This window comes from Cryobacterium sp. Hz7, assembly GCF_004402815.1.
Classification (GTDB): domain Bacteria; phylum Actinomycetota; class Actinomycetes; order Actinomycetales; family Microbacteriaceae; genus Cryobacterium; species Cryobacterium sandaracinum.
On the sequence record NZ_SOFB01000040.1, the window covers coordinates 1 to 23639 of the forward strand.

The 23639-nt window shown below is 59.8% G+C and carries 24 protein-coding genes and 3 pseudogenes; 16 read left to right on the forward strand and 11 right to left on the reverse strand.

Annotation, left to right across the window (positions count from 1 at the left end; all coding sequences use genetic code 11):
• On the forward strand, window positions 1–562 hold a 562-nt coding region (locus E3N86_RS08765), incomplete at its 5' end, for a transposase (protein WP_174843008.1).
• An 88-nt stretch (window positions 563–650) separates the two neighbouring features.
• Complete coding sequence (locus E3N86_RS08770) at window positions 651–833, forward strand: hypothetical protein (protein ID WP_134341923.1); 183 nt, start codon at window positions 651–653, stop codon at window positions 831–833.
• 78 nt (window positions 834–911) lie between these two features.
• Here E3N86_RS08770 and E3N86_RS08775 read toward each other — a convergent pair whose 3' ends face one another.
• On the reverse strand, window positions 912–1784 hold the full coding sequence (locus E3N86_RS08775) for a tyrosine-type recombinase/integrase (RefSeq protein WP_241985999.1): 873 nt from the start codon (window positions 1782–1784) through the stop codon (window positions 912–914).
• Window positions 1785–1837: 53 nt separating this feature from the next.
• Between E3N86_RS08775 and E3N86_RS17370 the strand changes: the two genes are divergently transcribed.
• Both E3N86_RS17370 and E3N86_RS17375 read left to right on the forward strand, forming a co-directional pair.
• Window positions 1838–1981: a hypothetical protein gene (locus E3N86_RS17370; RefSeq protein WP_241986000.1), complete on the forward strand. Its 144-nt coding sequence runs from the start codon at window positions 1838–1840 to the stop codon at window positions 1979–1981.
• Window positions 1982–2293: 312 nt separating this feature from the next.
• Window positions 2294–2514: pseudogene (locus E3N86_RS17375) on the forward strand (IS481 family transposase); the annotation flags it as partial.
• A 229-nt stretch (window positions 2515–2743) separates the two neighbouring features.
• Here E3N86_RS17375 and E3N86_RS08780 read toward each other — a convergent pair.
• Complete coding sequence (locus E3N86_RS08780; RefSeq protein ID WP_134511783.1) at window positions 2744–3028, reverse strand: hypothetical protein; 285 nt, start codon at window positions 3026–3028, stop codon at window positions 2744–2746.
• 30 nt (window positions 3029–3058) lie between these two features.
• Between E3N86_RS08780 and E3N86_RS17380 the strand changes: the two are divergent.
• Window positions 3059–3200: pseudogene (locus E3N86_RS17380) on the forward strand (IS481 family transposase); the annotation flags it as partial.
• A 154-nt stretch (window positions 3201–3354) separates the two neighbouring features.
• On the opposite strand, the gene E3N86_RS08785 reads toward E3N86_RS17380, so the two are convergent.
• Complete coding sequence (locus tag E3N86_RS08785) at window positions 3355–4569, reverse strand: ROK family protein (RefSeq protein ID WP_104100460.1); 1215 nt, start codon at window positions 4567–4569, stop codon at window positions 3355–3357.
• Window positions 4570–4767: 198 nt separating this feature from the next.
• Here E3N86_RS08785 and E3N86_RS08790 point away from each other — a divergent pair, with 198 nt between their 5' ends.
• The 8 genes from E3N86_RS08790 (at window position 4768) to E3N86_RS08830 (ending at window position 13420) form a co-directional block, all read left to right on the forward strand.
• The gene (locus tag E3N86_RS08790) at window positions 4768–5589 is read left to right on the forward strand and encodes a sugar phosphate isomerase/epimerase (RefSeq protein WP_104100459.1); all 822 of its coding nucleotides are present in this window, start codon (window positions 4768–4770) and stop codon (window positions 5587–5589) included.
• Between the two features lie 52 nt (window positions 5590–5641).
• Window positions 5642–6799 carry a substrate-binding domain-containing protein gene (locus E3N86_RS08795; RefSeq protein ID WP_104100458.1) on the forward strand — a complete coding sequence of 386 codons (1158 nt, stop codon included), beginning with the start codon at window positions 5642–5644 and terminating at the stop codon, window positions 6797–6799.
• A gap of 135 nt (window positions 6800–6934) precedes the next feature.
• Window positions 6935–8125 (forward strand): Gfo/Idh/MocA family protein, encoded by a 1191-nt coding sequence (locus E3N86_RS08800; protein WP_134341920.1) that lies wholly within the window; start codon window positions 6935–6937, stop codon window positions 8123–8125.
• 5 nt (window positions 8126–8130) lie between these two features.
• Window positions 8131–9639 carry a sugar ABC transporter ATP-binding protein gene (locus E3N86_RS08805; RefSeq protein WP_198412897.1) on the forward strand — a complete coding sequence of 503 codons (1509 nt, stop codon included), beginning with the start codon at window positions 8131–8133 and terminating at the stop codon, window positions 9637–9639.
• Complete coding sequence (locus E3N86_RS08810; protein WP_134341919.1) at window positions 9640–10614, forward strand: ABC transporter permease; 975 nt, start codon at window positions 9640–9642, stop codon at window positions 10612–10614. It abuts the gene before it with no gap.
• A complete protein-coding gene (locus E3N86_RS08815; protein ID WP_134511784.1) occupies window positions 10614–11753 on the forward strand; it encodes a Gfo/Idh/MocA family protein in 1140 nt (379 codons plus the stop codon). The genes E3N86_RS08810 and E3N86_RS08815 overlap by 1 nt, the downstream gene beginning before the upstream one ends.
• Before the next feature lie 28 nt (window positions 11754–11781).
• Window positions 11782–12789 (forward strand): sugar phosphate isomerase/epimerase, encoded by a 1008-nt coding sequence (locus E3N86_RS08820; protein ID WP_134401338.1) that lies wholly within the window; start codon window positions 11782–11784, stop codon window positions 12787–12789.
• 490 nt (window positions 12790–13279) lie between these two features.
• Window positions 13280–13420, forward strand: a complete 141-nt coding sequence (locus E3N86_RS08830; protein ID WP_277870373.1) for a hypothetical protein — start codon at window positions 13280–13282, stop codon at window positions 13418–13420.
• A gap of 271 nt (window positions 13421–13691) precedes the next feature.
• Here E3N86_RS08830 and E3N86_RS08835 read toward each other — a convergent pair whose 3' ends face one another.
• The 6 genes and pseudogenes from E3N86_RS08835 to E3N86_RS08860 form a co-directional block, all read right to left on the reverse strand.
• The gene (locus E3N86_RS08835; protein WP_134420655.1) at window positions 13692–14561 is read right to left on the reverse strand and encodes a PRD domain-containing protein; all 870 of its coding nucleotides are present in this window, start codon (window positions 14559–14561) and stop codon (window positions 13692–13694) included.
• Window positions 14562–14909: 348 nt separating this feature from the next.
• On the reverse strand, window positions 14910–15380 hold the full coding sequence (locus tag E3N86_RS08840; protein WP_134341915.1) for a PTS glucose transporter subunit IIA: 471 nt from the start codon (window positions 15378–15380) through the stop codon (window positions 14910–14912).
• Window positions 15381–15392: 12 nt separating this feature from the next.
• A complete protein-coding gene (locus tag E3N86_RS08845; protein ID WP_134511785.1) occupies window positions 15393–16940 on the reverse strand; it encodes a PTS transporter subunit EIIC in 1548 nt (515 codons plus the stop codon).
• Between the two features lie 60 nt (window positions 16941–17000).
• The gene (locus E3N86_RS08850) at window positions 17001–17693 is read right to left on the reverse strand and encodes an N-acetylmannosamine-6-phosphate 2-epimerase (RefSeq protein ID WP_134341913.1); all 693 of its coding nucleotides are present in this window, start codon (window positions 17691–17693) and stop codon (window positions 17001–17003) included.
• A 460-nt stretch (window positions 17694–18153) separates the two neighbouring features.
• Window positions 18154–18288: pseudogene (locus tag E3N86_RS17860) on the reverse strand (leucine zipper domain-containing protein); the annotation flags it as partial.
• 133 nt (window positions 18289–18421) lie between these two features.
• Window positions 18422–19417: a glycosyl hydrolase gene (locus E3N86_RS08860; RefSeq protein WP_338145472.1), complete on the reverse strand. Its 996-nt coding sequence runs from the start codon at window positions 19415–19417 to the stop codon at window positions 18422–18424.
• A gap of 91 nt (window positions 19418–19508) precedes the next feature.
• On the opposite strand from E3N86_RS08860, the gene E3N86_RS17385 reads away from it, so the two are divergent.
• The 3 genes from E3N86_RS17385 to tatA all read left to right on the forward strand — a co-directional run bounded on the left by E3N86_RS17385 (window position 19509) and on the right by tatA (window position 20746).
• On the forward strand, window positions 19509–19709 hold the full coding sequence (locus tag E3N86_RS17385; protein ID WP_241980730.1) for a hypothetical protein: 201 nt from the start codon (window positions 19509–19511) through the stop codon (window positions 19707–19709).
• 153 nt (window positions 19710–19862) lie between these two features.
• Entirely contained in the window at window positions 19863–20240 is a 378-nt protein-coding gene (locus E3N86_RS17865) for a fibronectin type III-like domain-contianing protein (RefSeq protein WP_134511786.1), read from the forward strand.
• Between the two features lie 290 nt (window positions 20241–20530).
• Window positions 20531–20746: a twin-arginine translocase TatA/TatE family subunit gene (tatA, locus tag E3N86_RS08870; protein WP_104100451.1), complete on the forward strand. Its 216-nt coding sequence runs from the start codon at window positions 20531–20533 to the stop codon at window positions 20744–20746.
• 76 nt (window positions 20747–20822) lie between these two features.
• Here the strand turns inward: tatA and nrfD are convergent, their stop codons facing one another.
• Window positions 20823–22769, reverse strand: a complete 1947-nt coding sequence (gene nrfD / locus E3N86_RS08875; protein WP_134511787.1) for an NrfD/PsrC family molybdoenzyme membrane anchor subunit — start codon at window positions 22767–22769, stop codon at window positions 20823–20825.
• Complete coding sequence (locus E3N86_RS08880; protein ID WP_166785063.1) at window positions 22766–23584, reverse strand: 4Fe-4S dicluster domain-containing protein; 819 nt, start codon at window positions 23582–23584, stop codon at window positions 22766–22768. Before E3N86_RS08880 ends, nrfD begins: the two co-directional genes overlap by 4 nt.
• Window positions 23585–23639: the final 55 nt, after the last annotated feature.

A 23639-nucleotide genomic window follows, 5' to 3' on the forward strand; every position in this document is an offset into this window, starting at 1 on the left:
GGTCATGTCTGACGCTCACACCGGCCTGAAGAAGGCCATCGGGACCGTGTTCCAGGGCGCCGGCTGGCAGCGCTGCCGGGTGCATTTCATGCGCAACGTCCTCGCCGTGATCCCGAAAGGATCGCAGGACATGGTCGCCTCGATCATCCGCACCATCTTCGCCCAACCGGACCGCGAACACATCGAGAAGCAGTTCCGAGAAGTCACGACCATGCTCGGCCGATCGCACCCCAAGGTCGCTGCCATGCTCGTCGACGCACAACCCGACCTCCTCGCGTTCGCCGCGTTCCCGCGGCGACACTGGCGCCAGATCTGGTCCACGAACCCGCTGGAACGGGTCAACAAGGAGATCAAACGCCGCACCGACGTCGTCGGAGTGTTCCCCAACTCCGCGGCCCTGCTGCGCCTGGCCGGGTCGGTCCTGATCGAGCAGCATGACGAGTGGGAAGCCGGCGAACGCCGTTACTTCTCCGAAGCATCCATGCTCGAGCTGGCCACCATGAACAACCCCATCGAGGTCCTCGACGAGGCGGTGATCCTCCCCGAACTCGCCGCCGCCTAAGCTAGAACAGCTGACCCGCACGGTGTCGAGAAACTCCACCACTCCGCGGGACGTGACCTAGGGCAATCGAATGCCCGCGAGTCGAGGCGTGGTCGAGATGGAATTCGGTTTTTTGGGTTGGTGGAACTTTTGGGTGGTCGTTCAGGGTTTCCTTGTGGTTGGGATCATCGTGGCTCTGGCGTTCTTTATCCGCTGGGGGCGGCGCAAGAGCGCGATTCTTGAAGCAAACGAATCCACAGAAGGTCAGGGAGGCGCTGGCCACGGAAGGTAGTGGGCGGGAGGTGCCCCGCGTAGGGTTCCCAGAAGGGGAACGAAAAATAGAGAGGGTTTCGGCGTCCGCGACGGCCCTCTATTCCTCGTCTTTCGCGAATGCCCGGTCGAGGAGAGCGGCGGTCGCCGGGTTCACCAGCTCGCTCCGTTGAATGTAGTGCTGCACCGTAATCTTCGTGTCGGTGTGGCCAAGCAGCCCTGCGGCGAGTTCGATGTTGGCGTTGGCGTTGACCGCGGTCGCGACCGTGCGGTGGAACATGTGCGGGGTCACACCCTCGATTCCCGCTCCCCCGAGCACGTGACGCAATTGACGACGCACGTTCGCGGTGGTTAGAGGGGTACCGTCCCGGGACTGGAACAGCAGATCATCCAGGCCCATGCTCCCGGCATTGGCAAGACGCCGGCGAACCGCGTCGGCGGTGAACGTGGGTAGTGCCACAACGCGACGCGACTCGGCGGTTTTGGGGTGGTCCTGCCGGAAGGTCTGCTCGCCGTTGCGGCTGATAATCGTGCCGGCCAGGCGGATGGACGGGATGGCGCTGGTGATGTCGATGTCCCGGCGGCGAATGGCCAGCACCTCACCGATTCGGGCCGATGTGCCGAGCATCACCTCGATGATCGCACTGAGCTGGCCGTCAGGCTTGGGCCCGGAGATGTGATTGACGGCGCTCTCCCACCGGGCGATCGCCGCGCGGATCACGTTCACCTCCGGGGCCGTGAGCGCATCGGGGAGATGCGGTTCGCGGTACAGGCGGGACACGTGGTCCATCGGATTGCTCGGGAGAATCTCATGCCGCACTGCCAACTCCAGCGCCAGCCGCAGAACGGCACGACCTTGCTTGGCCCGGCTATGGGAGAGCTTCGCCAGCTGCTTGATGAAGTGATCGCAGCGAGCGACGCCAATCTCTCGCAGCGTGAGACAGCGGGACACCGGGAGCACGAGCGTTCGCATGTTGCGCTCTTATAGATTCCGGGTCGTCTTCGACGATTCGATTTTCCATGTCGATGGCCTCGAACCAGTACGTCGCCAAGTCTCCGAACGAGCTGTCCGGCGTCAGCGACGTGTTCGTCGGCTGCTGCAGGTATCTCGTCGTGAGCTTGCTCTTCAGCGATCGCTCAGCAGCCCTGGCGGTGTCGCCGGTGGCCTGAACCTGGCGTGTCTGATCGTCCCAGTCCCGGTGTGCACCGCAATCCCGGAGGATCGGGATGAACCGAAAACGACGTCGGCGCCCCGGATGGGAAGGCCGTTTCAACGGCTCCAGGGAGGAGTAAAAGATGGGTTTGTGATGGGGTAGTCAAATCTCTAACAAAAAAAGTCCCGGAAACCCTTGAGTTTCCGGGACATTTGGTCGGCTGTTTACGAAAGGCAGTGGGGCACGGGTCTCGCAAGATCGCAGAGGGCGTTTTTCTCCACGATTTCTGGATTTTCCTCCACTTAACGAAACCTCTCTATGCCGCCGTGGCGAGATGGGGCATATCGACGTGAAGGAGCTCAGTCGTATCCCCGACGGCGGCGGTTGGCGGGCCCAGCCTGGTCAACCCGCACCAACCACACAGCCGGGCAGGTTCGGGTCAGTTATGACTACGTGCACGCTGTCATCGACGACCACACCCGCCTCGTCTACGCCGAAGTGCACGCCGACAAAACGGGCGTCACGGCTGTCGGCGTTCTCCTCCGCGCTGGCTGTACTGCCCAAGGAGGTTAGTTCAGCGCCTGATGGGCGGCGATCGCGAGAGATGCTTCACCGTCCGCTGCTCTCTTCAGAGCGGTGAAAAGCCGTTTCGGTTGGTCGTCACCGAATGTTTCGGAACCTCGTGGGAGTTTGCAAGGTCTAGATCAGTCGGCATCAGAGCAAAATTATGGGAGCCGAAGATCACCGTTGGCGGTCTTCGGCTCCCACTCGTAAGGGTTCAACCCTTCAGCGCCGTTTCGATCCAGTCGGCTGGAATGATGTCGGAGAATGCGGGAGCATCGTCCACCAACCCTGTTTGGAAGTGGAAGTCGACGGACTTCTCGAAACCGGATTCGGTGGGTTGTGAGCTGGCTGAGACGTGCGCCTGAATGATCGGGATCAGGGCTTCCAGGGTGGCGGGGTCCATGGCCTCTTCGTATAGGGCAAGGAGTCTTTCCACCTCGGCTGAATCGCTCACAATGAGTTGCTCGGCCCGATCGATGGCTCGGAGAAATGCTGCCACGGGTGGACCCTTCTCGTCCAAGACGTCCTGCGCTTCTACGCCTCAGAATCAGCCCGTCGAAACGCGCTGCCAGCATGGATCCACGAATACGATCACCACAAAGCCCCACACCGCCATCGGAAAATACCCGCCCATCAACCGCTTAACTAACGTCTCTGGGCGGTACATCTAGGTCGATGGCCAAGAACGATCCAGATCCATGCGTCGTGCATCTGCAAGTGGATTTCCATGGTCACGTCCTACCAGGTTGTGCAATTCATCGGCAGCGCGCCGGTGATCTTCTCGCAGTGACCGCTCCTGGTAAGAACTGCCTGGCGAAGTGCTCGCTATTTGTTTGCAGACTCCAGCGCGGCCGCCATCGCGTCAATGCTCGCGGACGAGAGGGCGAAGTCGATTGCCATGACGCTGGCTCCGATAATGCCGGCGTCGGCACCGGCTCGAGATTGTGCCACGATGAGATGTTCCGTGGCCAGCGGCATCGTGCGCGAATAGACAACTTCGCGAACGCCGGCAAGAAGATGGTCGCCGGCGAAGGCGAGGGAACCCCCGATCGAGATGATGGAGGGATTCAGGACGCTGACGCAGGTGGTGAGGACTTCGCCGATATCGCGGCCCGCCTGTCGAACTGCCTGAATGGCGGCCAATTCGCCAGCCTTTGTGGCGGCCACCACGTCGCTGAGAACAGCGATGGACTTGCCGTTGTATTCGACTCCGGCGAGGGCTAGTCGCTGAGCCAACGCTGGTCCAGCGGCCATAGCCTCCAAACAACCGCTGTTGCCGCAGCGACAGGGCACGTTCTGACCGCGGGCGATTTGCACGTGCCCGATATCTCCTGCGATACCTTCGGCGCCCCGTTGGAGTACGCCGCTGCTGATAATTCCGGAGCCGATCCCCGTGGACGCCTTCAGAAAGATGATGTTCTCCATGTCGGGCCAGGCGAACTTCTGCTCTCCGAGCGCCATGATATTCACGTCGTTATCGACAAGGACGGTCGCTGTGAGATGGTGGTTGACGAAGCCAGGTACATCGAAGTCATCCCACCCTGGCATGATCGGTGGGTTCGAAGGGCGCCCGGTAGAGTGCTCGACGGGGCCGGGGAGACCAATTCCGATGGCGATCAGATCCGCTTCTTTGAGGCGGAGAGATGCGAGTTCTGAGCGAATTGTCCTAACCATCCAGCCGAGGCATGTTTCAGGACCATCCGCAATGATGATTTTTGACGATGTTCGGCCGAGGATCTCGCCTGCCAGATCTGTCAGAGCCAGGCTCGCTTGCGTTGCCCCAAAGTCCACGGCCGCAATCACACGGGCTTTGGGGTTGAGGGCTACTTGGGCTGAGGGTCGACCACCGGTAGAAACGGCATCATTGACAGGTGCAATGAGGCCCAGATCAAGCAAAGTGTCGATGCGGAGCTGGATGGTCGATCGAGCCAAGCCCGTCATTGTCACCAATTCGGCCTTTGTTCGTGGCTGCCCATCTCGTAGGAGCTGAAAAAGGGCTGCGGCACTGAAGCCGTTGAATTTGATTTGAATCTCAGCCATCCCCGAATTTTACTGGCGCCGGACGCAACGATCTGCCCCTGATCTGGTTGTTATCGACAGTAGTTGATAACAGGTAGGTAACGTAATGTTGATTTTCGACAGAAGACCATTGTTCACTGTCATTATCGATCCACACACAGAATCACCATGAGATCAATGCCACAGGGCAGTGGAGCTTTACTTATGAAAGGCACATCGATGAAGATTGGCTACTCGACCATTACATGGGGCGGGGTCGTCGGGCATCCCTCCGGCGTCACGGCTGTGAAAGACCTCTTTTATCGTGCGAACGGCGATACCCTCGAAGCGATCTCGGACATCTCATCCGCTGGTTATCAGGGGACAGAGGTGTTCGACGGAGATCTCGCCGAATATGCCGATCGGCCAGACGTGCTGATTGATGCTTTCAAGAAGGCCAAGCTTGAGCTCGTTGCCGTCTACACCGGCGCCAACTTCATTTATGACGACATCCTCGAAGATGAGCTTCACAAAATCTCCCAGTCGGCCAAGCTCGCCTCGGAGTTCGGCGCCACCAGGCTGGTTGTGGGCGGTGGCGCCAAGCGCGCTCGAGGCGAGCAGCCAGACGATATGGCCAAGCTGGGTCGTGCCCTTGACCAGGTTGTGGAGATCGCCGCCTCCTTTGGTCTGGACTGCACCTACCATCCTCACCTCGGAACCATCGTTGAGGGGCCGGACGCCCTCGAACGGCTGATGGGTCTGTCCACAATCAAGTTCTGTCCCGATACCGCCCACCTGACTGCTGGTGGCGGAAATCCGGTTGAACTGATCGAAAAATACGCCGAGCGTCTGGCCCACGTACACCTCAAGGACTACAAATACGCCACCGGTGATTTTCTTCCCCTTGGACAGGGAGACATCGATATTCCTGGCGTGATTGCAGCAGTTCGATCAGCTGGCTACGACAGCTGGCTCATGGTCGAACTGGATTCATACGATGGCGACCCCACCGACGCCGCCGTCATCAGTAAGCGGTACCTCGATGACGTTCTTGCCCACTAGCAACACGCTTCGAGACTAATCCCCCCTCTCCCACAAAAAGAAAGCTATTTCAATGAAGAAATCAATTGCAGCGCTTGCCCTCGGCACAGCGTTGATGCTTGGTCTTGGAGCATGCTCAACAGCAGCCACCGGAACCGCGAGCAGTGAAAACGCTGATGTGTCGGCGCAGGTAGACGCGGCACTGTCCGAATTGTCGGGACAGGTGTTGAGTGTTGGTCCGAACGGCGAAAAACCCGCGGGTTTCGATGCAACGACGCTGACCGATGACGAAGTTGCCAAGGTCAAGACCGGAAACTTCAAGGTCGCGATTGTTATGCACTACGCCGGAAACGACTGGTCCACTGCACAGGTGGAAGGGCTCGAGTCAGAATTCACTCGCCTGGGCATGGAAGTCGTTGCAGTGACAGACGCCAACTTCAAACCCGAGCAGCAGGTCTCTGACCTGGAGACCGTACTCGCGTTGAAACCCGACCTGATCGTGTCTATTCCCACCGACCCGGTGGCAACCGCTTCCGCGTACGCACAGGCTCGCGACGCCGGCGTGAAGCTCGTCTTCATGGACAACGTTCCTGCTGGTTTTGTCGGCGGCAAGGATTACGTTTCGGTTGTCTCCGCCGACAATAAAGGCAACGGTGTCGTATCAGCTCACCTTTTGGCCAAAGCTCTCGGCGGCCAAGGCGAGATCGGTCTCGTCTTCCACGACGCGGAGTTCTTCGTGACAGCACAGCGCTACGAGGGTTTCAAAGAAACGATTGCCTTGTACCCCGGCATCACCATTGTTGAAGAGAAGGGTATCGGCGGCCCCGACTTCGCTGGCGACGCGCAGGCAGCCACCACCGCCTTGCTGACCAAGTACCCGAACCTCGCCGGAATCTGGGGAGTTTGGGACGTTCCTGCCGAAGGCATCATGGCCGCTGCCCGTGAGTCCGGTCGCCCGGACCTGAAGATTGCAACCGAAGACCTCGGAACCAACGTTGCTATTGCTCTGGCCAAGGACGAGCTCATCGTAGGCCTGGGCGCTCAGCGCCCCTATGACCAGGGTGTAGCGGAGGCTCGTCTTGGCGCAGCGGCACTCATCGGCAAGGCAGACATTCCGAACTTCGTTGCCCTCGGCGCCCTCCCGGTGACGCACGAGAACGTCCTCGAATCGTGGAAGACGGTTTACCAGGTCGAAGCACCTGATTCGATCTCGAGCGCTTACACGAAATAAAACGCACTTCCAACCGTGGGACCGGCAGCAGACATTTCAACTTTTGCTGCCGGCCCCACGGACTTCACGCTTTGCCAGAAACAGCTAGGTTGCAGCCTTTCCAAAGCTTTCGCCTAAAACGACAAGGAATTCACAATGAAGAGAATCAATGTTGGCCTCATCGGCGGCGGATTCATGGGCAAGGCCCACTCGCTGGCTTATTCGGCTGTCCCCATGTTTTACTGGCCCACCGACATCATGCCGGTCAAACACAGCATCGCGGAGGCCACGGATGACCTGGCTTCAGACGCTGCGGCGCGCTTCGGTTTTCAGAAGTCCACAAGTGACTGGCGCTCCATCATCGATGACCCGGAGATTGACCTCGTTGACATCGCAACCCCTAATAATCTTCACGCGGAGATCGCCATCGCCGCTCTCGAAGCCGGTAAGCACGTCATCTGCGAGAAGCCACTGGCCCGCACAGTGGAAGAATCAGAGAGAATGTACGAAGCCTCACGCGGAAGCGATCGCGTCCACATGGTGGCCTTCAACTACCGCCGAACCCCCGCTGTCGCTCTGGCGAAACGATATATTGACGAAGGCGCCATTGGGCGCATCCTGAACCTTCGTGCGACGTACTTACAGGACTGGTCGGCCGACCCAAACTCTCCCCTGTCGTGGCGTTTCAAGAAGTCAATTGCCGGTTCAGGCGCTGTGGGCGACATCCTGACCCACGTGCTTGACATGGCTCGTTACCTCGCAGGTGAGATCACCGAAGTGAGCAGTCTGACGGCCAACATCATCACGGAACGCCCCTTGCAGCAGGCTGGTGCCGACTCGCTCGGGAATTCCAAAACCGATGGCGGACCAATGGGATCCGTTGATGTAGAAGACGAGGTCTTGTCGCTTGTGAAGTTCGCCAGCGGAGCCATCGGTTCCGTAGAAGCAACGCGTAATGCCTGGGGTCGCAACAACTTCATCACCCTCGAAATCCATGGTTCGGAGGGGTCCATCGTCTTCAACTACGAGAACAGGGACGAACTTCAGGTCTGTTTCAAGAGCGATGAAAACGATCGTCGCGGATTCCGCACGGTATACACCGGCCCCAACCACCCCAGTGGCGCCAATCTATGGCCCATCCCTGCGTTGGGTATCGGTTATGGCGAAACGAAGATCATCGAAGCCCATGACCTCTTCACCGCTATTGCAGGTGGTGACCCTGTTCGCCCCGACTTCGGCGATGGCTACCAGGTTGCTTTGGTCGATCACGCCATTCTCACCTCGGCAGCGTCCGGGCAGTGGGTTAAGGTTCCTCAGCTCAACCGCGAGACCGGAAGGGTCGAATAAACCAGATGTCCACGACTCCTGTGCTCGCAGTTGAGATGTCCGGCATCACCAAGGCCTTCAGCGGAGTTCCTGTTCTTCGCGAGGTCGATTTTGAACTGGTCACTGGTGAAGTGCACGCTCTCGCTGGTGAAAATGGTGCGGGCAAGTCGACTCTCATGAAGATACTGCAGGGCGTGTATCAGCGTGACAGCGGCGAGGTGAGGGTTGCGGGTGAGACAGTCTCCTTGACCGACACCTTCGCTGCGCGGGCTGCAGGCATCGGTATGGTTTTTCAGGAGTTCAGCCTCATCCCCACCCTCACCGTCTGGGAAAACGTCTTCCTGACGGCTGAACCCATGGGCAAATTCGGTCTCATCAATGATTCACTCGCCCGTGAGAAAGCGCATGCCATTTTCGTGGACATGGGTGTCAGCGTCGACGTCACGAGCCTGCTCGAGAATCTGCCCACGGCGCTCTGGCAGCTCACCGAAATCGCCAAAGCTTTGGCCCAGAACGCCCGTGTGCTCATCATGGATGAGCCCACGGCGTCGCTGGCCAAGCACGAGACGAATGCGCTCTTCGAACTCATCGAGCGACTCCAGGCCCGTGGAATCTCCATCATTTACATTTCACACCGCATGGATGAGGTTTACCGGGTTGCCGATCGCATCACCGTGCTTCGTGACGGCAAGAAAGCTCTGACCGCAAAACTCTCCGATGTCTCTCCGGCGCAGATTGTCGCGGCCATTGTTGGAAGAGAAATGTCCGGAATCATGGCCTACGAAGACCGCAGCGCGAAGATCAGCACGGATGCCGTGATGACCGTGACCGGTTTGGCTTCCGGCAAACGTCTGTCAAATGTCACTTTCGACTTGCACCGCGGAGAAATTCTCGGTCTGGCAGGTCTCATGGGCAGCGGTCGCACGGAACTCGTGAACACGTTGTTCGGAATCGATCGGGCCTCCGCTGGAACCATCACGATCAATGGACAGACCGCATCCATTCGCAATCCAGGGCACGCGATCTCCCTCGGGCTCGCACTCATCCCCGAAGATCGCCGAGCTCAGGGTCTGGTGCTCGAGCACTCCGTGCAGGAAAACATCACCCTTCCTCTTCTCGACGAACTCAAGAGTGGTCCGCTCCTGCGTTCCTCCAAGATAGCCATACGAGCACAAGAGATCATTGGCAAGTTTTCCATCAAGGTCGCCGACCAAACAATGGATGTCTCGAGGCTCTCAGGTGGAAACCAGCAGAAGGTCGTGATCGGAAAATGGCTCGGCACTGATCCAGACATCCTCATGATGGATGAGCCCACGGCTGGCGTAGACATCGGTACCAAGAAGGAGATCTTGGCCATGGTTCGCCAGATTGCCGACGACGGCAAGGCCGTCATCATCATTTCGTCCGAACTTCCGGAACTGCTATCGGTGAGCGACCGCATCCTCGTTCTCCGAGATGGCGAAGTGGTTCGCGATCTTTCGCGGGCCGAGATCCCATCTGAAGAATTCCTTCAACTCGCTGTGCAAGGAGCATAAATGTCTACGCTGACTACGCAAATGACCCGCAGTTTTCGAATTGTTCAGCGCTTTGACTGGCGTCAGAACATTATTTACGTCGGTTTTGTAGTGGTGTTTATCCTCTTCGCCGTACTCCTGGGCGACAGCGGTTTCACGAGTGCCAACAACCTCCTGAACATTGCGCGCCAGACGGCCACCATTTCGATCATGGCCGTGGCAATGACATTCGTGATCGCCACCGCCGAAATCGACCTCAGTATCGGGTCTGTCGCGGGTCTGTCCTCCGTGGTTTCTGCCCTGGCCGTGTCTTCCTATGGACTGGTACCGGGCATTCTCGCCGGCCTCCTGGTCGGACTCGTTGTCGGTGCTGTCAACGGCGGACTCGTGGCATGGCTCAAGGTCCCGTCCTTTCTCGTGACCTTGGGAATGCTCGGTCTCATTGTGGGCGTGGCTCGCTGGATCACGGCTTCTGCACCGGTGCCGATCGCCGATGCCACGTTCATCCAGATCTTCGGTGGCGGTAATGTCGGCGCGATTCCGTCCCTTCTGATTTGGGCCGTGGTCGTTGTGGCCATTGGCGCGGTCGTCATGAACAAGACGAAATTTGGCCGCCAAGTTCGGGCTACGGGTGGGAATACTCAGGCAGCCATGTTTACTGGAGTCAACACCGCCCGGATCAAATTCTACGTTTTACTCCTCTCCGGGCTCGTGGCCGCCATCGCAGGCATGCTCTACGCGGGTCGACTTCAGTCGGGACGCTTCCAGTGGGGAACCGGTGATGAACTCTCAGTCATCGCTGCTGTGATTCTTGGGGGAACGTCCCTCTTCGGCGGCCGCGGTGCAATCATTGGATCACTCTTCGGTGCGCTTTTCATCGGCCTGGTCAACAACGGTTTGATCCTCGCCGGCCTTGAAGTGAGTCAGCAGCAGGTCGTTCGTGGCGCCATCATCATTGTCGCCGTCGCCCTGTCGAGCAAAAAGGCCTCAAGCTGATGCAGCCCCGACTCCGAGCCGGTATCCTCGGCGGTGGTTTCATGGCAGAAGTACATGCCCGGGCAATCCGGGCAGCCGGCTGTGAGGTTGTACTGATCGCGAGCTCTTCGCCCGACAGCTCCGCTCGCGCTGCGGCTCGGTTGGGTATCCACGGTTTCGCTCCAAACGCCCGCGCCTTGATCGAGTCCGATGCGGTGGATGTCATTCATGTCTGCACACCGAATGCGTTTCATTCTGAGCAGGCAGGGCTGGCTCTTCTAGCCGGAAAACCTGTCGTGTGCGAGAAACCGTTGGCGACGCGGGTGTCAGACGCGGAAGACCTGGTGAGCCGCGCCAGGATCTCTGGAACACCGACTGCCGTTCCGTTCATCTACCGTTATTACCCTGCGGTTCGTGAAATTCGGTCGCGCATCTCACACGGTTCGGCCGGAGAGATGCACCTGCTCCACGGCTCGTATCTCCAGGATTGGCTCGCACTGCCCACAACCACAAACTGGCGGGTCGATGAGAAGGTCGGCGGCTCATCGCGTGCCTTTGCTGACATCGGCGTTCATTGGTGCGACCTGATGGAGTTCGTGACAGGGCACCGCATCACCAGACTCGTCTCAGCGCTCTCGCGATCACATCCTGAACGCGGGTCGACCGAAGATGCCGCATCCATCTTGTTTGAGACAGATCGCGGCGCATCCGGCACGCTCATCGCCAGTCAGATTACCCATGGGCGCAAGAACCGGCTCCACTTTTCCTTTGATGGGGAACTGGAATCATACCGATGGAACCAGGAGCACCCGGGAAAGTTCACGGCTTCGAACCAGAGTAGTGAAAGCACAATCTACTCTGGCTCCGCAGAGCTGTCCGCCCTGTCGTCCCAGCGTGTGGCACATCTTCCTGCCGGGCATCCGAAGGGATATCAAGATGCTTTCAACGCTTTTACAGCGGATGCCTATGCTTCATTTCAGGACCAGAATGTCGATGGCCTTCCCACGTTTGTCGACGGTTTACGGGCTGCGATCATCACAGATGCAGTGTTGACTTCCGCACAGTCCGGCCGATGGGTCGACGTCGTGGGTCCTACTGACGGAACTACTGCTGTGACGAACAACAGCCTCAGCGTCCTCGACGCAGCCCTAACTCAGTAGATTCATACTGACCACGAAGGAGGAACACATGTCTCGACCCGTCACCCTTTTCACCGGTCAGTGGGCCGACCTGCCGCTTGAGCAGGTCGCGAAGTATGCAGCCGAGTGGGGCTACGACGGCCTGGAAATCGCCTGTTCAGGCGAACACCTCGACGTATGGCGTGCCGCAGAAGATGATGCTTACCTTCAGGAACGCCTCGACATTCTCAAGCGCCACAACCTGAAACTCTTTGCAATTTCGAACCATCTCAAGGGCCAGGCCGTCTGCGATGACCCCATTGATTTTCGCCATCAGGCCATCGTTGGTTCGCGAGTATGGGGAGACGGTGAAGCCGAGGGCGTTCGCCAGCGCGCCGCCCAGGAGCTCAAACTCACCGGCATCGCCGCTCGCAGGCTTGGCGTCGACACCGTGGTGGGTTTTACGGGCTCAAAAATATGGCCGTACGTTGCCATGTTCCCGCCGGTACCGGAGCATGTCATCGAGGCGGGTTATGAAGATTTCGCGGACCGATGGAATCCGATTATGGATGTCTTTGATGACAATGGTGTGCGGTTTGCCCTTGAAGTTCACCCAAGCGAAATTGCCTACGACTGGTATACGACGGAGAAGACGCTTGAAGCCATCGGACACCGTCCGGCGTTTGGCCTGAACTGGGACCCTTCACATTTGATGTGGCAGGACATCGACCCTGCGGCGTTCATACATAACTTTGCCGATCGGATTTATCACGTGGATTGCAAGGACACCACTTTGCTGCCGAAGGACGGCCGTCGCGGGCGGCTTTCATCGCATTTACCGTGGGGCGACCCGAAACGCTCATGGGACTTCGTCTCGGCGGGTCACGGCAGCGTGGATTGGGAAGCCAGTTTCCGCGCCCTGAACACGATCGGCTATACCGGTCCCATCTCCATCGAATGGGAGGACTCCGGTATGGACCGACTTCGCGGTGCCCCGGAAGCGCTCGCTTTCATTCGGGCACTACTCTGGACGCCAGCGTCGACTTCGTTTGACGCGGTGTTCAGCAACCAGGACTGATGGGGCAGTCCCGCACAAAGTCGCTGATAGCTATGACATCAATCACATGCCGGGTTGAACCGTCCCCGGTTTCCTGCCAACGCGTTGCTGGCGTAAACAGCTGTCCACTGACTTGTTGATCTGAGGACTCAGCCCCGGCTCATGGGGTCCCCGATAAGACCGGTTACATCAGCCCGGCCGAAACCCACCAGTCCGGCCGAGCGGCACTCCCCCACTCATTCAGAGTGCGGCAACCGATGCGTCCTCCACGAACCAGACGTGTCGGATCTTTGCATCGTCGCTTCTCGGTGTAAGGCTAGCGTTGCGAACTTTGAATGTCGTGGGCACGCTCACTGAATTACCGAAGATCAGTGCGTGCTGTTTTGGCAGAGACGGCAGGCGGCTGAGCACCGCTTCGGATATGAAAGGAGTCATTCGTCGGACGTGCTGGAGGTCTTCCGGGTTCTGGATCCGGTGCACCACGAAGTTAGAGCACTGCGAAAGTACCGTCTTGGAGATTTGGGACTGGCACCAGCGCCTCGGGTCCGGTGTTCACGCGGACGCAATCATGGACCGGATCATCCACAACACCATCTGGGTCGAGACCGGCACCTACAACATGAGGGAGCACACCGCACTGGCCACCGCCTAATCGATGACGGAGGCCGTCAGTGGTTCCCAACCACACCACCATTGGCGCGCTCCCGCACGATCGGTGGTGCTCAACCGCACGATTAGGTGGTGCTCACCGCCTCAAATACTCAAGAGCGCCTGACCCGTGTCACGTGTCGGTCTTCGGGCGTCACTGGTCATATGAGGGCTTCATGCTCATCCGCCTCTTTTCATTCCTTTTGGCGCACGACCAGGATTCTTGGCTGCGCTACAGCCAAAAGCCTGCGGCGTCGGAAATCACGCAAAGTTATTTATGGCTCCTTCATTTCGGCGTATAGGCGTCCCGTGTGGAGGGCGAGGTATGAGATTTCATCGATGGAGACTACTCGGTGAATCGCATCGCCAATCAATTGGGCGATGTCGATTGCGGCCTCCACGGCTTCCGGGTAAAGCTGCCGTACCGCTGCAAGCAAATCCTGATGGGAGCTGTGAAGCTGTTCGTCGGCGGCGGCTCGGGCGAACACGTAGCGCAGATGCGTCACAAATCTAGCGGCACTGCTCGCGTTCTCGTCGATGGGCTGACCCCACCGCTCCGCCAGGCGAAGAAATACTCGGCCAATAGTCTCGGTCATGACGACGGTCCTTGAAAAGTCACCCTTCGTCCACTGCTGATTGACGAAGTGCAGGGCGAAGGCCACCCACTCATCGTCCTGCAGTCGGACCCCAAGTCGTTCGGACACCAAGGTCACCACCTGACGCCCCAAGGCTGCTTCGGACGGGTAGAGCTGGGCCACCTCCCAACGGAGCGGGAAATCGATGCGAATTCCTTCTATAGCCCGACGCACTGCGAAGGTGAGGTGGTCCAGGACCGGGATCATCAGAGATTGTCGCGGTTCGAGGCCGAGTGTTGCATGACCCAGTTCAGTGATTGTCTGGGCCAAGGCGATTTGGTCCAGGGGTGCCTCACTCAGCAGCCCGGCGACCTGGGCTGCGCGGTAGGCCCCGTCAGCTACGAAGCGCTGATTGGCCAAGGAGGTGTCGATGGTCTCCCCTGGACGGCGCTGAAATCCGATACCTTTGCCCAGTAACACGACCTCCATCGTGTCGGACTCTATGGCGAGAACCACATTGTTGTTGTAAACCCGTTTGATGCTCGCTTGCGTGGATGGCTTCACTTCCATCGGGTGCGCTCCTGAAAATGTTGGCAGTCTCGTTTGTGGTGGCGAGTCTCCTCGTCGTGCTCGTTTCGTTTCTGCCCCGCAGTCTTCGCTGGACTCAGGACTTCATGAATGGACAGATGCAATTGAGGCACCGAATCCTGGCATAGGGCCGTGATGGGCCCGTTTGCCCAAAAACGCGGCTTTTCACATCGGCGCAGATTCACGTTTGCCGTTGGGGGAGAAAAACCGGTCGACAGACCTAAGACCGTTTCTGGATCGCGTTCGCCGGCCGACCTGGCAATCATGGGCGCCGCAAGGCAACCCTCATCTGCGGGCGATTCGCGGGCGTTTCCTTCCATGATTACCTTTTTACTTCCGCCGGACCGTGATCACGGACTCACCATTGGCCTCAAGGTCTGGCGAGCTCATGGCAAATTTGGCACCGTTCATCAAAACGACGGGGGTGACCATCGAGGGCACCTTCATCTTGATGTCGTCGAGGTCGCAACTGATGATGACGTCCCCGCGAGCAACCCGCTCGCCAACCTTCCGATGTCCGATTAGCCCTTCTCCTTTGAGAGTGACGGTGTCGATTCCGATATGGACCAGGACCTCCGCCCCGGCGTCGGTGCGGACAGCGAAGGCATGCCGTGTCTCCGCCATCAGGACAAGTTCGCCATCCACCGGGCTGCGGAACGATCCGTTGGTCGGCTCGATGGCGAAACCGTCACCGACGGAGCGCCGTGCGAAGACAGGGTCCGGGACTTCGTCCAGAGAAACGATTCGCCCTGCGACCGGACTGTAGACGGACTCGCCCCTTTTCTTGAATGGGTTCTGCATCGTCGTGCTCCTTCAGTCGTCGAGGCCGAGGCTCTCATTGATAGCGTTCTTGTACAAGATGGCTTTGCCGCCGTAGACCGCTTGAACGCCGCCCTGGACTTCAAAGACATCCGTGGCGCCGAGCCTGCGCAACGCGGTCTTGTCAACCTTGGCGGGGTCCTTCACGGATACGCGTAAGCGTGTAATGCAGGCGTCGACCTCTTCAAGGTTGGCGGCACCGCCAAGTGCTTCCAAGACCTTTGCGGCTTCCGTTTGAACTGCGCTTTGGCCGGTGAGGTCGCCGACCATAGCCGGGACGAGGGCGGCGCCTTCCGGGGCAGCCGGTTCTGCATCCCTGGCGATAGTGTCCTCCAAGTGTCCGGGAGTGCCGATTCGGAACCGTTTGATCGCGAAGCGGAAGGAGAAGTAGTACAGGGCGAACCAGACCACGCCAATAGGTAACACGAGCAACCAGTTGGTCCGTTCGTTGCCCTGCAGCACGCCAAAGAGCATGAAATCGATCACTCCGCCGGAGAAAGTGTTTCCAATACTGATGTTCAGGATGTCAGCGATGAAGAAGGATGCACCGTCGAGCACGGCATGGAACACGTACAGCGCCGGTGCGACGAACAAGAACATGAACTCGATGGGCTCAGTGATGCCCGTGATGAATGAGGTCAGAGCCACGGAGAGAAAGAGGCCCGTGTACTTGGCGCGACGGCCCTTGGGGATGCAGTGCCACATTGCCAGGCAGGCTCCCGGAAGGCCGAACATCATGGTCGCGAAACGGCCGGCGAAGTAGCGGGTGCCTTCGGTGAACATTCCGACGTGATTGGGATCGGCCAGCTGGGCGAAGAATATCTTCTGTGCGCCGTCAACCGACACTCCGTTGACGATCTCGGTTCCACCCAGAGACGTGAACCAGAACATGGGGTAGATCATGTGATGCAAGCCAACAGCTCCGCTGAGACGCAACAAGAACCCGTAGAAGAACGTTCCTATCGGCCCAAGGCCCGCGATCGCCGTGCCGGCGCTGACCATTACCTGCTGGATGGGTGGCCATGCGAGGAAGAAAAAGATTCCCACGAAGATCGCTGCGAACGCAGTCACGATCGGCACGAAACGGGATCCACCGAAGAAACCAAGGACGGCCGGCAATTCGATATTGCGGTAGCGGTTGTGCAGCCATACGGCCGTTGCGCCGATGACCAGAGCGCCGACTACGCCTGTGTCTACAGGCTCGGCGCCAGGCTTGAAGATGTCCAGCATCGCCTTGATGGTGGCGGTCATCACCAGGTAGCCCACGATGCCGGCCAAGGCCGCGGTGCCCTTGTCGCGCTTCGCCAAGCCGATGCAGAGCCCAATAGACAGCAGAAGAGCAAGATTAGTGAAGACCGTCGCCCCGGCGGCGGACATAACGCCGAAGATTCCCTGCAGGATCGCGTTGTCCAATCCCGGGTATGCCTTGACAGTATTCGGGTTAGACAGGGCGCCGCCGATGCCGAGCAGGAGGCCGGCGGCTGGAAGGATGGCGATCGGTAGCATAAATGCTTTTCCGACCTTCTGGAGTTGCTTAAACACTGTTGCTCCTTTCATTTCGGGCACGACGACTCCGTCGTGGGTGAAGGGAAGGGCGATCGCTCACGCGAGAGCCGTTACGAAGTCCGTGGTAATTTCCAGTGGCCGGGTAATTGCACCGCCGACCACCACGCAGAAGGCACCCAGATCGATCATCTGGCGGGCCTGCAGCGGAGTGCGGATCCGGCCCTCAGCGATGACTGGCACGGCAGTCCTGGCCACCAACTGTTCGACCAGCGAAAAGTTCGGACCGGGGGCCCCTTGGGATTGGGGCGTATACCCGCTTAGCGTGGTCCCCACGAAATCGACACCAGACTCGGCCGCGGCCAAGCCTTCCTTGAGGGTGGCGACATCTGCCATAAGGACAAGATTCGGGAATGCGGCCCGGATCTGAGCAATGAAGCCAGCCGGGCTGAGTTTGTCCACACGCTCACGGAGAGTGCAATCCACTGCCACGATATCTGCGCCCACGGCCACAAGAGCTTGCACCTGAGTCATCGTGGCGGTGATATATGGCTCGTACGGCAGGTACTGGTGCTTTATGAGACCGATCACAGGAAGCCCAACAGCCGCCTTGATTTCGAGGACGTCACGCGCGGAGTTGCACCGGATCCCGACTGCCCCTCCCTGCTCAGCGGCCATCGCGAAGAGCGGCATCACGCCGCCTCCGGCAGCGAACAGGGGTTCGCCTGGAAGCGCTTGGCAGGACACAATGAGACCGCCACGGAGGCGGTCTATAAGACGGGGATTAGTCATGGATATTCCTCGGACCCTAGAAGACGTACTTGCCCATGCGCATAACCGCACATGAAGTTACGTCTCAGGTTTTGCCGAAAGTAACAATCCCGATGACATACGCGAAAATTCGCGTTGATCTAAAGCATACATCTGCCACGCCGATTTCGGTTGGACAGTATCTAAAGACCCGAGCGAATTGTGACAAAAGGACGATGCTATCGGGTCACCTTAAGCGCAGGTCTATGCCGGGGCTTGACCGAGGCACCGATCGCACGTCTCGTCACGCTGTGGCAAGTTCTTACCCCGCCCGAGTGCGATCCGCGAAGTTGCCTTGTAACCCTAGGGATACGAGACGTCTCACGCCCATGTCTTGGATCCCTCCGCGTTCGCCGGAATTTTGCGGCGCGCCGATTCTCATAACTACGCCCCGGACAACTTGGCGGCCGGGCCAGCGTCGCCTTTGGTGCGGTATCGGTGTAATCCACCGGTGGGAGTACTGCCGCGAGATGTCGAGTTCCTTCGCAACATGAGTCACTGGCTGGCCTTTACCGATGACGCGCTGAACGAGCACAGCCCTTCCGTGATGGTTCAATCGGTCATTAGCGTGGGACAAGAGCACTTCCTTGTTCGTGGCGACTTTGACATCTTCGTCAGAACCAGGGGTTCTTCCTATTTCAGCGGTCGGCTGTCACCAACCTGGCGGCTCAATTCNTATTTCAGCGGTCGGCTGTCACCAACCTGGCGGCTCAATTCACCGAGCGCGCCGCCAGTGCCTTGGTGAGGGAGCTTGTGGAGGTTGTGGAGCTGTTGATGCGCCAGTCGGTCTCCTTGAGGAAGTGGAACCAGACGAAACCGGTGACGTCGGGTTGCTTCGCCAGGTAGGCCACCAAGGCGGTGTTCCACTTCGACTTCGACCCGCCGGCCTCGGCGGACGAGGTTTCGGCGATAATGATCTGCTTCCCGGGCGCCAGTGCGCGCAGTTGGGCGAGCCCGGTGTCGAAGAGGGCCGCTGGTGCCTGCCAGGTGCTCCAGGCCGCCGACGTACCCCAGTTGTACCCGTCCAGCGCAACGACGTCGACGTACGCGGCGCCGGGGTAAAGGCCGGCCAGCGGGGTCGAACCGGTGTACGGGATGTTCGGGCTCCAGACCCAGGACACGTTGGTGGCTCCGGCTGCGGCGACGACTTCGTGCACGTGGCGCCAGGCCGCAACGTAGTCGCCCGGGGCGTTGCCGTTAACGCTATCCGCCCAGGGATACCAGTTGCCGTTCATCTCATGGCCGTAGCGAAGCATCACCGGCTGCCCCCAGGCGGCCAGGGCCTGGCCCCACTGGGTGAGGTAGGTGTCGTAGGTGCCGTCAGTGATGCGAGTAGAAGAGTAGGCCGGCTGGCTTAGCCCGCCGCCCCAAACCCAGGGTTCCCAGGTGATTAGGCTCGTGGCTCCGCGCGCCCGCACGGAGTCGAGTTCGGCGATCGACAAGGCCTGGTTGAAGTCTTTGTACGACATCACGATCGAGGGGCTCTCGTTTACGAGAGTGGCGACCGCGTCCAGTTCGGAATTCGCCAGGGCGCCGCCCGGGGTGGCCACCCCGAAACGTAGACGGGACGCGCTGATTGGGGCGCTCGTTGTAATGGCCTGCTGGGTGAGGGTGGTGGTGGCTGCCGGGTCCACCGCGGTGGAGACGGGGGCGAAGCTGACGGTGAAGGACGCGCTGGCCGTCACGGTGCCTACTGTTGCCGTCACCGGCAGGATGCTGGTTGTGGTGTTGGGAACCGTCAGATCGGCGCTGAAGGTTCCGTTCGCCCTGGTTTGAACCGCAAGACGGGTAGTTCCCATGGTCACCGTGACCGCGGTGTTTCGCGGAAATCCGCGTCCGCTGGCGGTGAGTGTGGAGCCGGCCGGGCCGGTGTTCGGGCTCAATGAGAGAGTGGTGGCACTCGACGCGGCCGACGCGCTGGGGGCGGCAGCCATGCCGGTGGATCCGGCCAGGATGGTAAGTAACACGACCGAAACCGCGACCGCGGATCGGATGTGACGGTGTGCGCGCATGGAAGCTCCCGGGTGGGGAGATTCACTCGGATACCACGGCACAATGCCGCAGTGAAAATCTCTTGTGTCGTCAGAGTAGGGCATCAAGGGGGCCCGCGGAATCGGTGGGTCTGCTGGCCGCTACTATAAAAAAACAGTAATGCGCGTGTACTTGGGGCCAGCACGTTGGGGCATCCAGGAGGGTGGTGGCGTGCGAGGAGAGTCGCGCCGTGCCTGCTGGCGGATCCGGCTCGCCCGGGAACACCGCACTCCTGCGGGACGCCAAGGAGCAGAGCCTGGTCACCTGCGACAAATCGCCCCTTTCACCCGAGTGCACCTCCACGCGGGCGAGAGCGAGGCCGTTCAACTCGCCCTCGAACCGCGGAGCTGTACCCACTGGGATGAGAACGCCGCGGCGTTGCGCATTGTCGGCGGTACTTACACCGTCACAGTCGGCATCATCGGGGCCGGCGGCTGGACCAAGGAGGCCACATTCCCGCTGAGAAGACTGAATCAGCTCGACTTGTCCCCGTCTTGAGCCGGAGCCAGGAAAGCGCCGACCAGCTCGCTGAAGAATTAAAAGTTGCGAATGCTTTCGGCGGCTAGAACGACCTCATTGCTCACCCGAATATCGACTCGTCGTCGTCCCCACTCCGGGTCCGCAACGCAGAGTGCTAAATTACTTAGTAGGTCATCGCTAGTTCGGATGCGTTCAACGACGTTTAGCGTCGCGATTGAGCGGCCGCGGAGATTTCGGATTGACGTTGTCCACCTCCCCCTTGATGGGGGCGGTATCGACACCCCTACCGAATTACAGATCGGACCCGCATGTTCAGCAACCTAACCGGATGGCATTCCCTGATCATCCTTGCAATCGTCGTGCTTCTCTTCGGCTCGTCCAAACTTCCCGCCCTTGCTCGCAGCCTTGGGCAGTCGACAAAGATTTTGAAGAGCGAAATGCAGAGTACGACCCCCGCCGAATCAGGCCTCGATGCCCCGGTGGCCGCTACACCCGAGTCACCGGAGCCTGCCCCCCGTCTCTGAGACGGGTGCCAAAGGGCATACAAGGAACGCCCGCGATATTGTCGCGGACGTTCCTTTTTTCGTAGCTGGTCCGGGGTCAGCCGGAGGTGACCTTCCCGCCCTCGCTGCCCTGCGTGTCCTGGTTGAGCTGGGCGTCGGTACAGACCCGTCGGACCTTTACAACCTGCACGGTCAACGTCAACCAGATGGCGGCGACGATGGTGAAGATCGCTATGACCGTGACCTTTCCCATCGTGACAAAGGGTTTGGGTTCGGCCGGATGGTATGCCGACTGGCCCACCGTGACATTCACGGTTACCGAGTCTGTGATCGGTTGCTCGCCCATAGACGGTGTGTAGTGGGCGAAGAATTCCTGCGGCCCGGCCTCTGACGGCCGGTAGAGGTGGTCAGAGTCTCCGCCCAGGGTCAGGACGGCGACGCCCGTGGTATCGGTGGCGATTGTGCCCAGGGGAAGGAGCCGTTCCCCCAGTGCGCTCGTCGTCGTGAGGAATTCGACATCCCCCTGGGACATGGGTCGACCGTCCGGATCGGTGAGGGTCGCGGTGAGCCGCACTAGGCCGGTCGCTTCCACCCCGGTCAGGGCTATGGATGCCGTGTCTGACGTCGTGTCCGCCTGAGCGGGAGCCGCAGCCCCGACTGCCGCCCCACCCATCAGCCCCACGAGCAGGACGACGATACCCACGGATCGGGCCATCCGCCCGTTACCATCGACCTTTTGCCCGGATTCTGCTTTCCGGATAGTCCCATTCGCGGCGTCGATCTCCTCGATCTCGTCGATGGACAACAGGGGCACCACCCGGAAGAGCAGCATGAGCAGCAGCGGAACGGCGGCCGCTGCGGCGAGGGTCATGGCCACTCCGACCCATGTGATTCGAAAGTCGCCGAAGGTTCCGGTCATGTTGTCGAATGTGGCCGGAGCAACGACCATGAGCATCCGTTTCAGCCACATTGCCGGAACGACGAGGGCCGCCGCTGTGACGATGCCCCACACATTCCTGGTCCAGGGCAACGCCATGATCACGATCGGCAGTACGCCCCCGACGATAACGAATAGCCAAAACCAGACGGCCAGGCGGCCGAGCAGGAGCTCGTGAAACACTGCAAGGGTGTCTGGTTCACCGATGTACGCGCCAGGCAGGAGATCCGCAAAGGTCATATAGAGGTAGGTCGCGGAGAAAGTGACCAGCAGCATCCCGAGACGGACGAAGTGTCTTGGGGTGATAAACGCCTCCAGGTGGTAGCCACGACGGAATGACGCGACGACAAGAATGACCAGCGCTACGCCCGAGTAGAGTGCTGCGACGACGAAGTACGGCGCCCAGATGCTTTCATTCCACCAGGGGCGGTTGGTTAGGGTGAAGGCCCATGACAGCACGGAATGCACCGACACCGCCAAGGGAATGATCATGATCGACACCAGTCCAAGTGACCGGTTCAGCACCCTCCGTTGTACAGGGTTACCCACCCAGCCGCGAGATAGGACTCTGTACAAGCCGGCTCTGAACCGGCCGAGCCGGTGCGGGCCCTCACCATGCAGGATGGCCATGTCCGGCACGAGTGGCAACAGGAAGAACACCAGGGATGCGGCGGTATAGGTCATCACGGCGATAAAGTCCCAGAACACTGGGGCCGCGAAGTTTGGTTGGGTCAACAGCTCCCAGACTCGCTCCGGGCGTCCCAGGTGCGGGATGATGAGTGCCGTGCCCACGAGCACAGTTACTACTGCGGTGCCCTCGGCAAGCCGGGTGAGCGGTGCACGCCAGTCGGCGCCGGTGAGGCGCAGGATCGCGGAAACCACCGCTCCGCCGTAACTGACCCCAATGAATGTGATCACGTCGGCGATGTAGATGCCCCAGAACGCCTGATCGTTGTAACCGGCGACGCCCATCCCAAACACAAGCTGTACGATCCAGGCGACGACACCGGCCAGGACCACAATGCCGAGGGCGGTGATCGCGTACCAGTAGCGGCGGCTGGGGGTCCCGAATGGGCGAAGCGCTGCGGCCCGGACCGGGTTGCTCACGAGAGGTCCTGTCCGTGGCCGCGAATGTAGTAAACCCGCGGGTTGGTCCCGAGTTCCTCCTTGAATCGCACGGCGTCGTTCTCTTTGAGAAATTCGGAGAGTACCTTGACGTCACCGAGGCCATTCACGGCGACGTCGGTGATCAGGTCGCCGACATACATGACACCCATTGGGCAGCCGGTCACGCACGCGGGTAGTTCACCGTACGGCAGTCGGTCTGCGCATAGAACGCACTTGCCGACTGTTCCCTTCTGTTGGGGCACCGGCATTTGCGGCGTCGGAGGGAACGGCATCATGGTGACTGGTTTTGGTTCGTTCCAGTTGAAGTAGCGCGCCTCGTAGGGGCAGGCCGCCATGCAGGCCCGGGAGCCGACGCAGGTGTTCGGGTCGACGAGGACGAGCCCTTCGTCAGTGCGGAAGGTGGCGCTCACCGGGCAGACCGACAGGCACGGCGGGTTCTCACACATCATGCACGGCCGTGGCATCGGATAGGTGCCCCCTGTGCTGTCCTCCATCGAATACACCTTTATCCAGGTCTGCTCCTCCGGTAGCTTGTGCCGCTGTTGACAGGCGATTGTGCACGCTTTGCAGCCGTCGCAGCTTCGGAGGTCGATGACCATGCACCACGCGTGCTCCGGTCCTTTCCCCTTCTTTCCATTCGTTCCTCCCTGCCCGGTTGTCGCCTCCGCGTCGTCGTTGAGGAACCCGAGGGCTATGGCACTTCCGCCGGCTGCCGCGATCCCGAGGGTGGCGAGGAGGTTGCGACGGCTGAGAGTGTGCCCCTTACCTGCCACGCCGGCACCGGTCTTTCTCACCCGGTTGTCGCCTGCCTCGACTGGCTCGTCTGCTTTATTAGACATTCGAATGTCC

Coding starts and splice junctions, on each gene's coding strand:
- E3N86_RS17385 (WP_241980730.1), top strand. CDS start 19,509: ATGGTCACCGTGACCGCGGTGTTTCGCGGAAATCCGCGTCCGCTGGCG.
- E3N86_RS08850 (WP_134341913.1), bottom strand. CDS start 17,693: ATGACTAATCCCCGTCTTATAGACCGCCTCCGTGGCGGTCTCATTGTG.
- E3N86_RS08795 (WP_104100458.1), top strand. CDS start 5,642: ATGAAGAAATCAATTGCAGCGCTTGCCCTCGGCACAGCGTTGATGCTT.
- tatA (WP_104100451.1), top strand. CDS start 20,531: ATGTTCAGCAACCTAACCGGATGGCATTCCCTGATCATCCTTGCAATC.
- E3N86_RS08790 (WP_104100459.1), top strand. CDS start 4,768: ATGAAGATTGGCTACTCGACCATTACATGGGGCGGGGTCGTCGGGCAT.
- E3N86_RS08810 (WP_134341919.1), top strand. CDS start 9,640: ATGTCTACGCTGACTACGCAAATGACCCGCAGTTTTCGAATTGTTCAG.
- E3N86_RS08775 (WP_241985999.1), bottom strand. CDS start 1,784: ATGCGAACGCTCGTGCTCCCGGTGTCCCGCTGTCTCACGCTGCGAGAG.
- E3N86_RS08840 (WP_134341915.1), bottom strand. CDS start 15,380: ATGCAGAACCCATTCAAGAAAAGGGGCGAGTCCGTCTACAGTCCGGTC.
- E3N86_RS17865 (WP_134511786.1), top strand. CDS start 19,863: ATGCGCGTGTACTTGGGGCCAGCACGTTGGGGCATCCAGGAGGGTGGT.
- E3N86_RS08800 (WP_134341920.1), top strand. CDS start 6,935: ATGAAGAGAATCAATGTTGGCCTCATCGGCGGCGGATTCATGGGCAAG.
- E3N86_RS08805 (WP_198412897.1), top strand. CDS start 8,131: ATGTCCACGACTCCTGTGCTCGCAGTTGAGATGTCCGGCATCACCAAG.
- E3N86_RS08815 (WP_134511784.1), top strand. CDS start 10,614: ATGCAGCCCCGACTCCGAGCCGGTATCCTCGGCGGTGGTTTCATGGCA.
- E3N86_RS08820 (WP_134401338.1), top strand. CDS start 11,782: ATGTCTCGACCCGTCACCCTTTTCACCGGTCAGTGGGCCGACCTGCCG.
- E3N86_RS08835 (WP_134420655.1), bottom strand. CDS start 14,561: ATGGAAGTGAAGCCATCCACGCAAGCGAGCATCAAACGGGTTTACAAC.
- E3N86_RS08785 (WP_104100460.1), bottom strand. CDS start 4,569: ATGGCTGAGATTCAAATCAAATTCAACGGCTTCAGTGCCGCAGCCCTT.
- E3N86_RS17370 (WP_241986000.1), top strand. CDS start 1,838: ATGGCCTCGAACCAGTACGTCGCCAAGTCTCCGAACGAGCTGTCCGGC.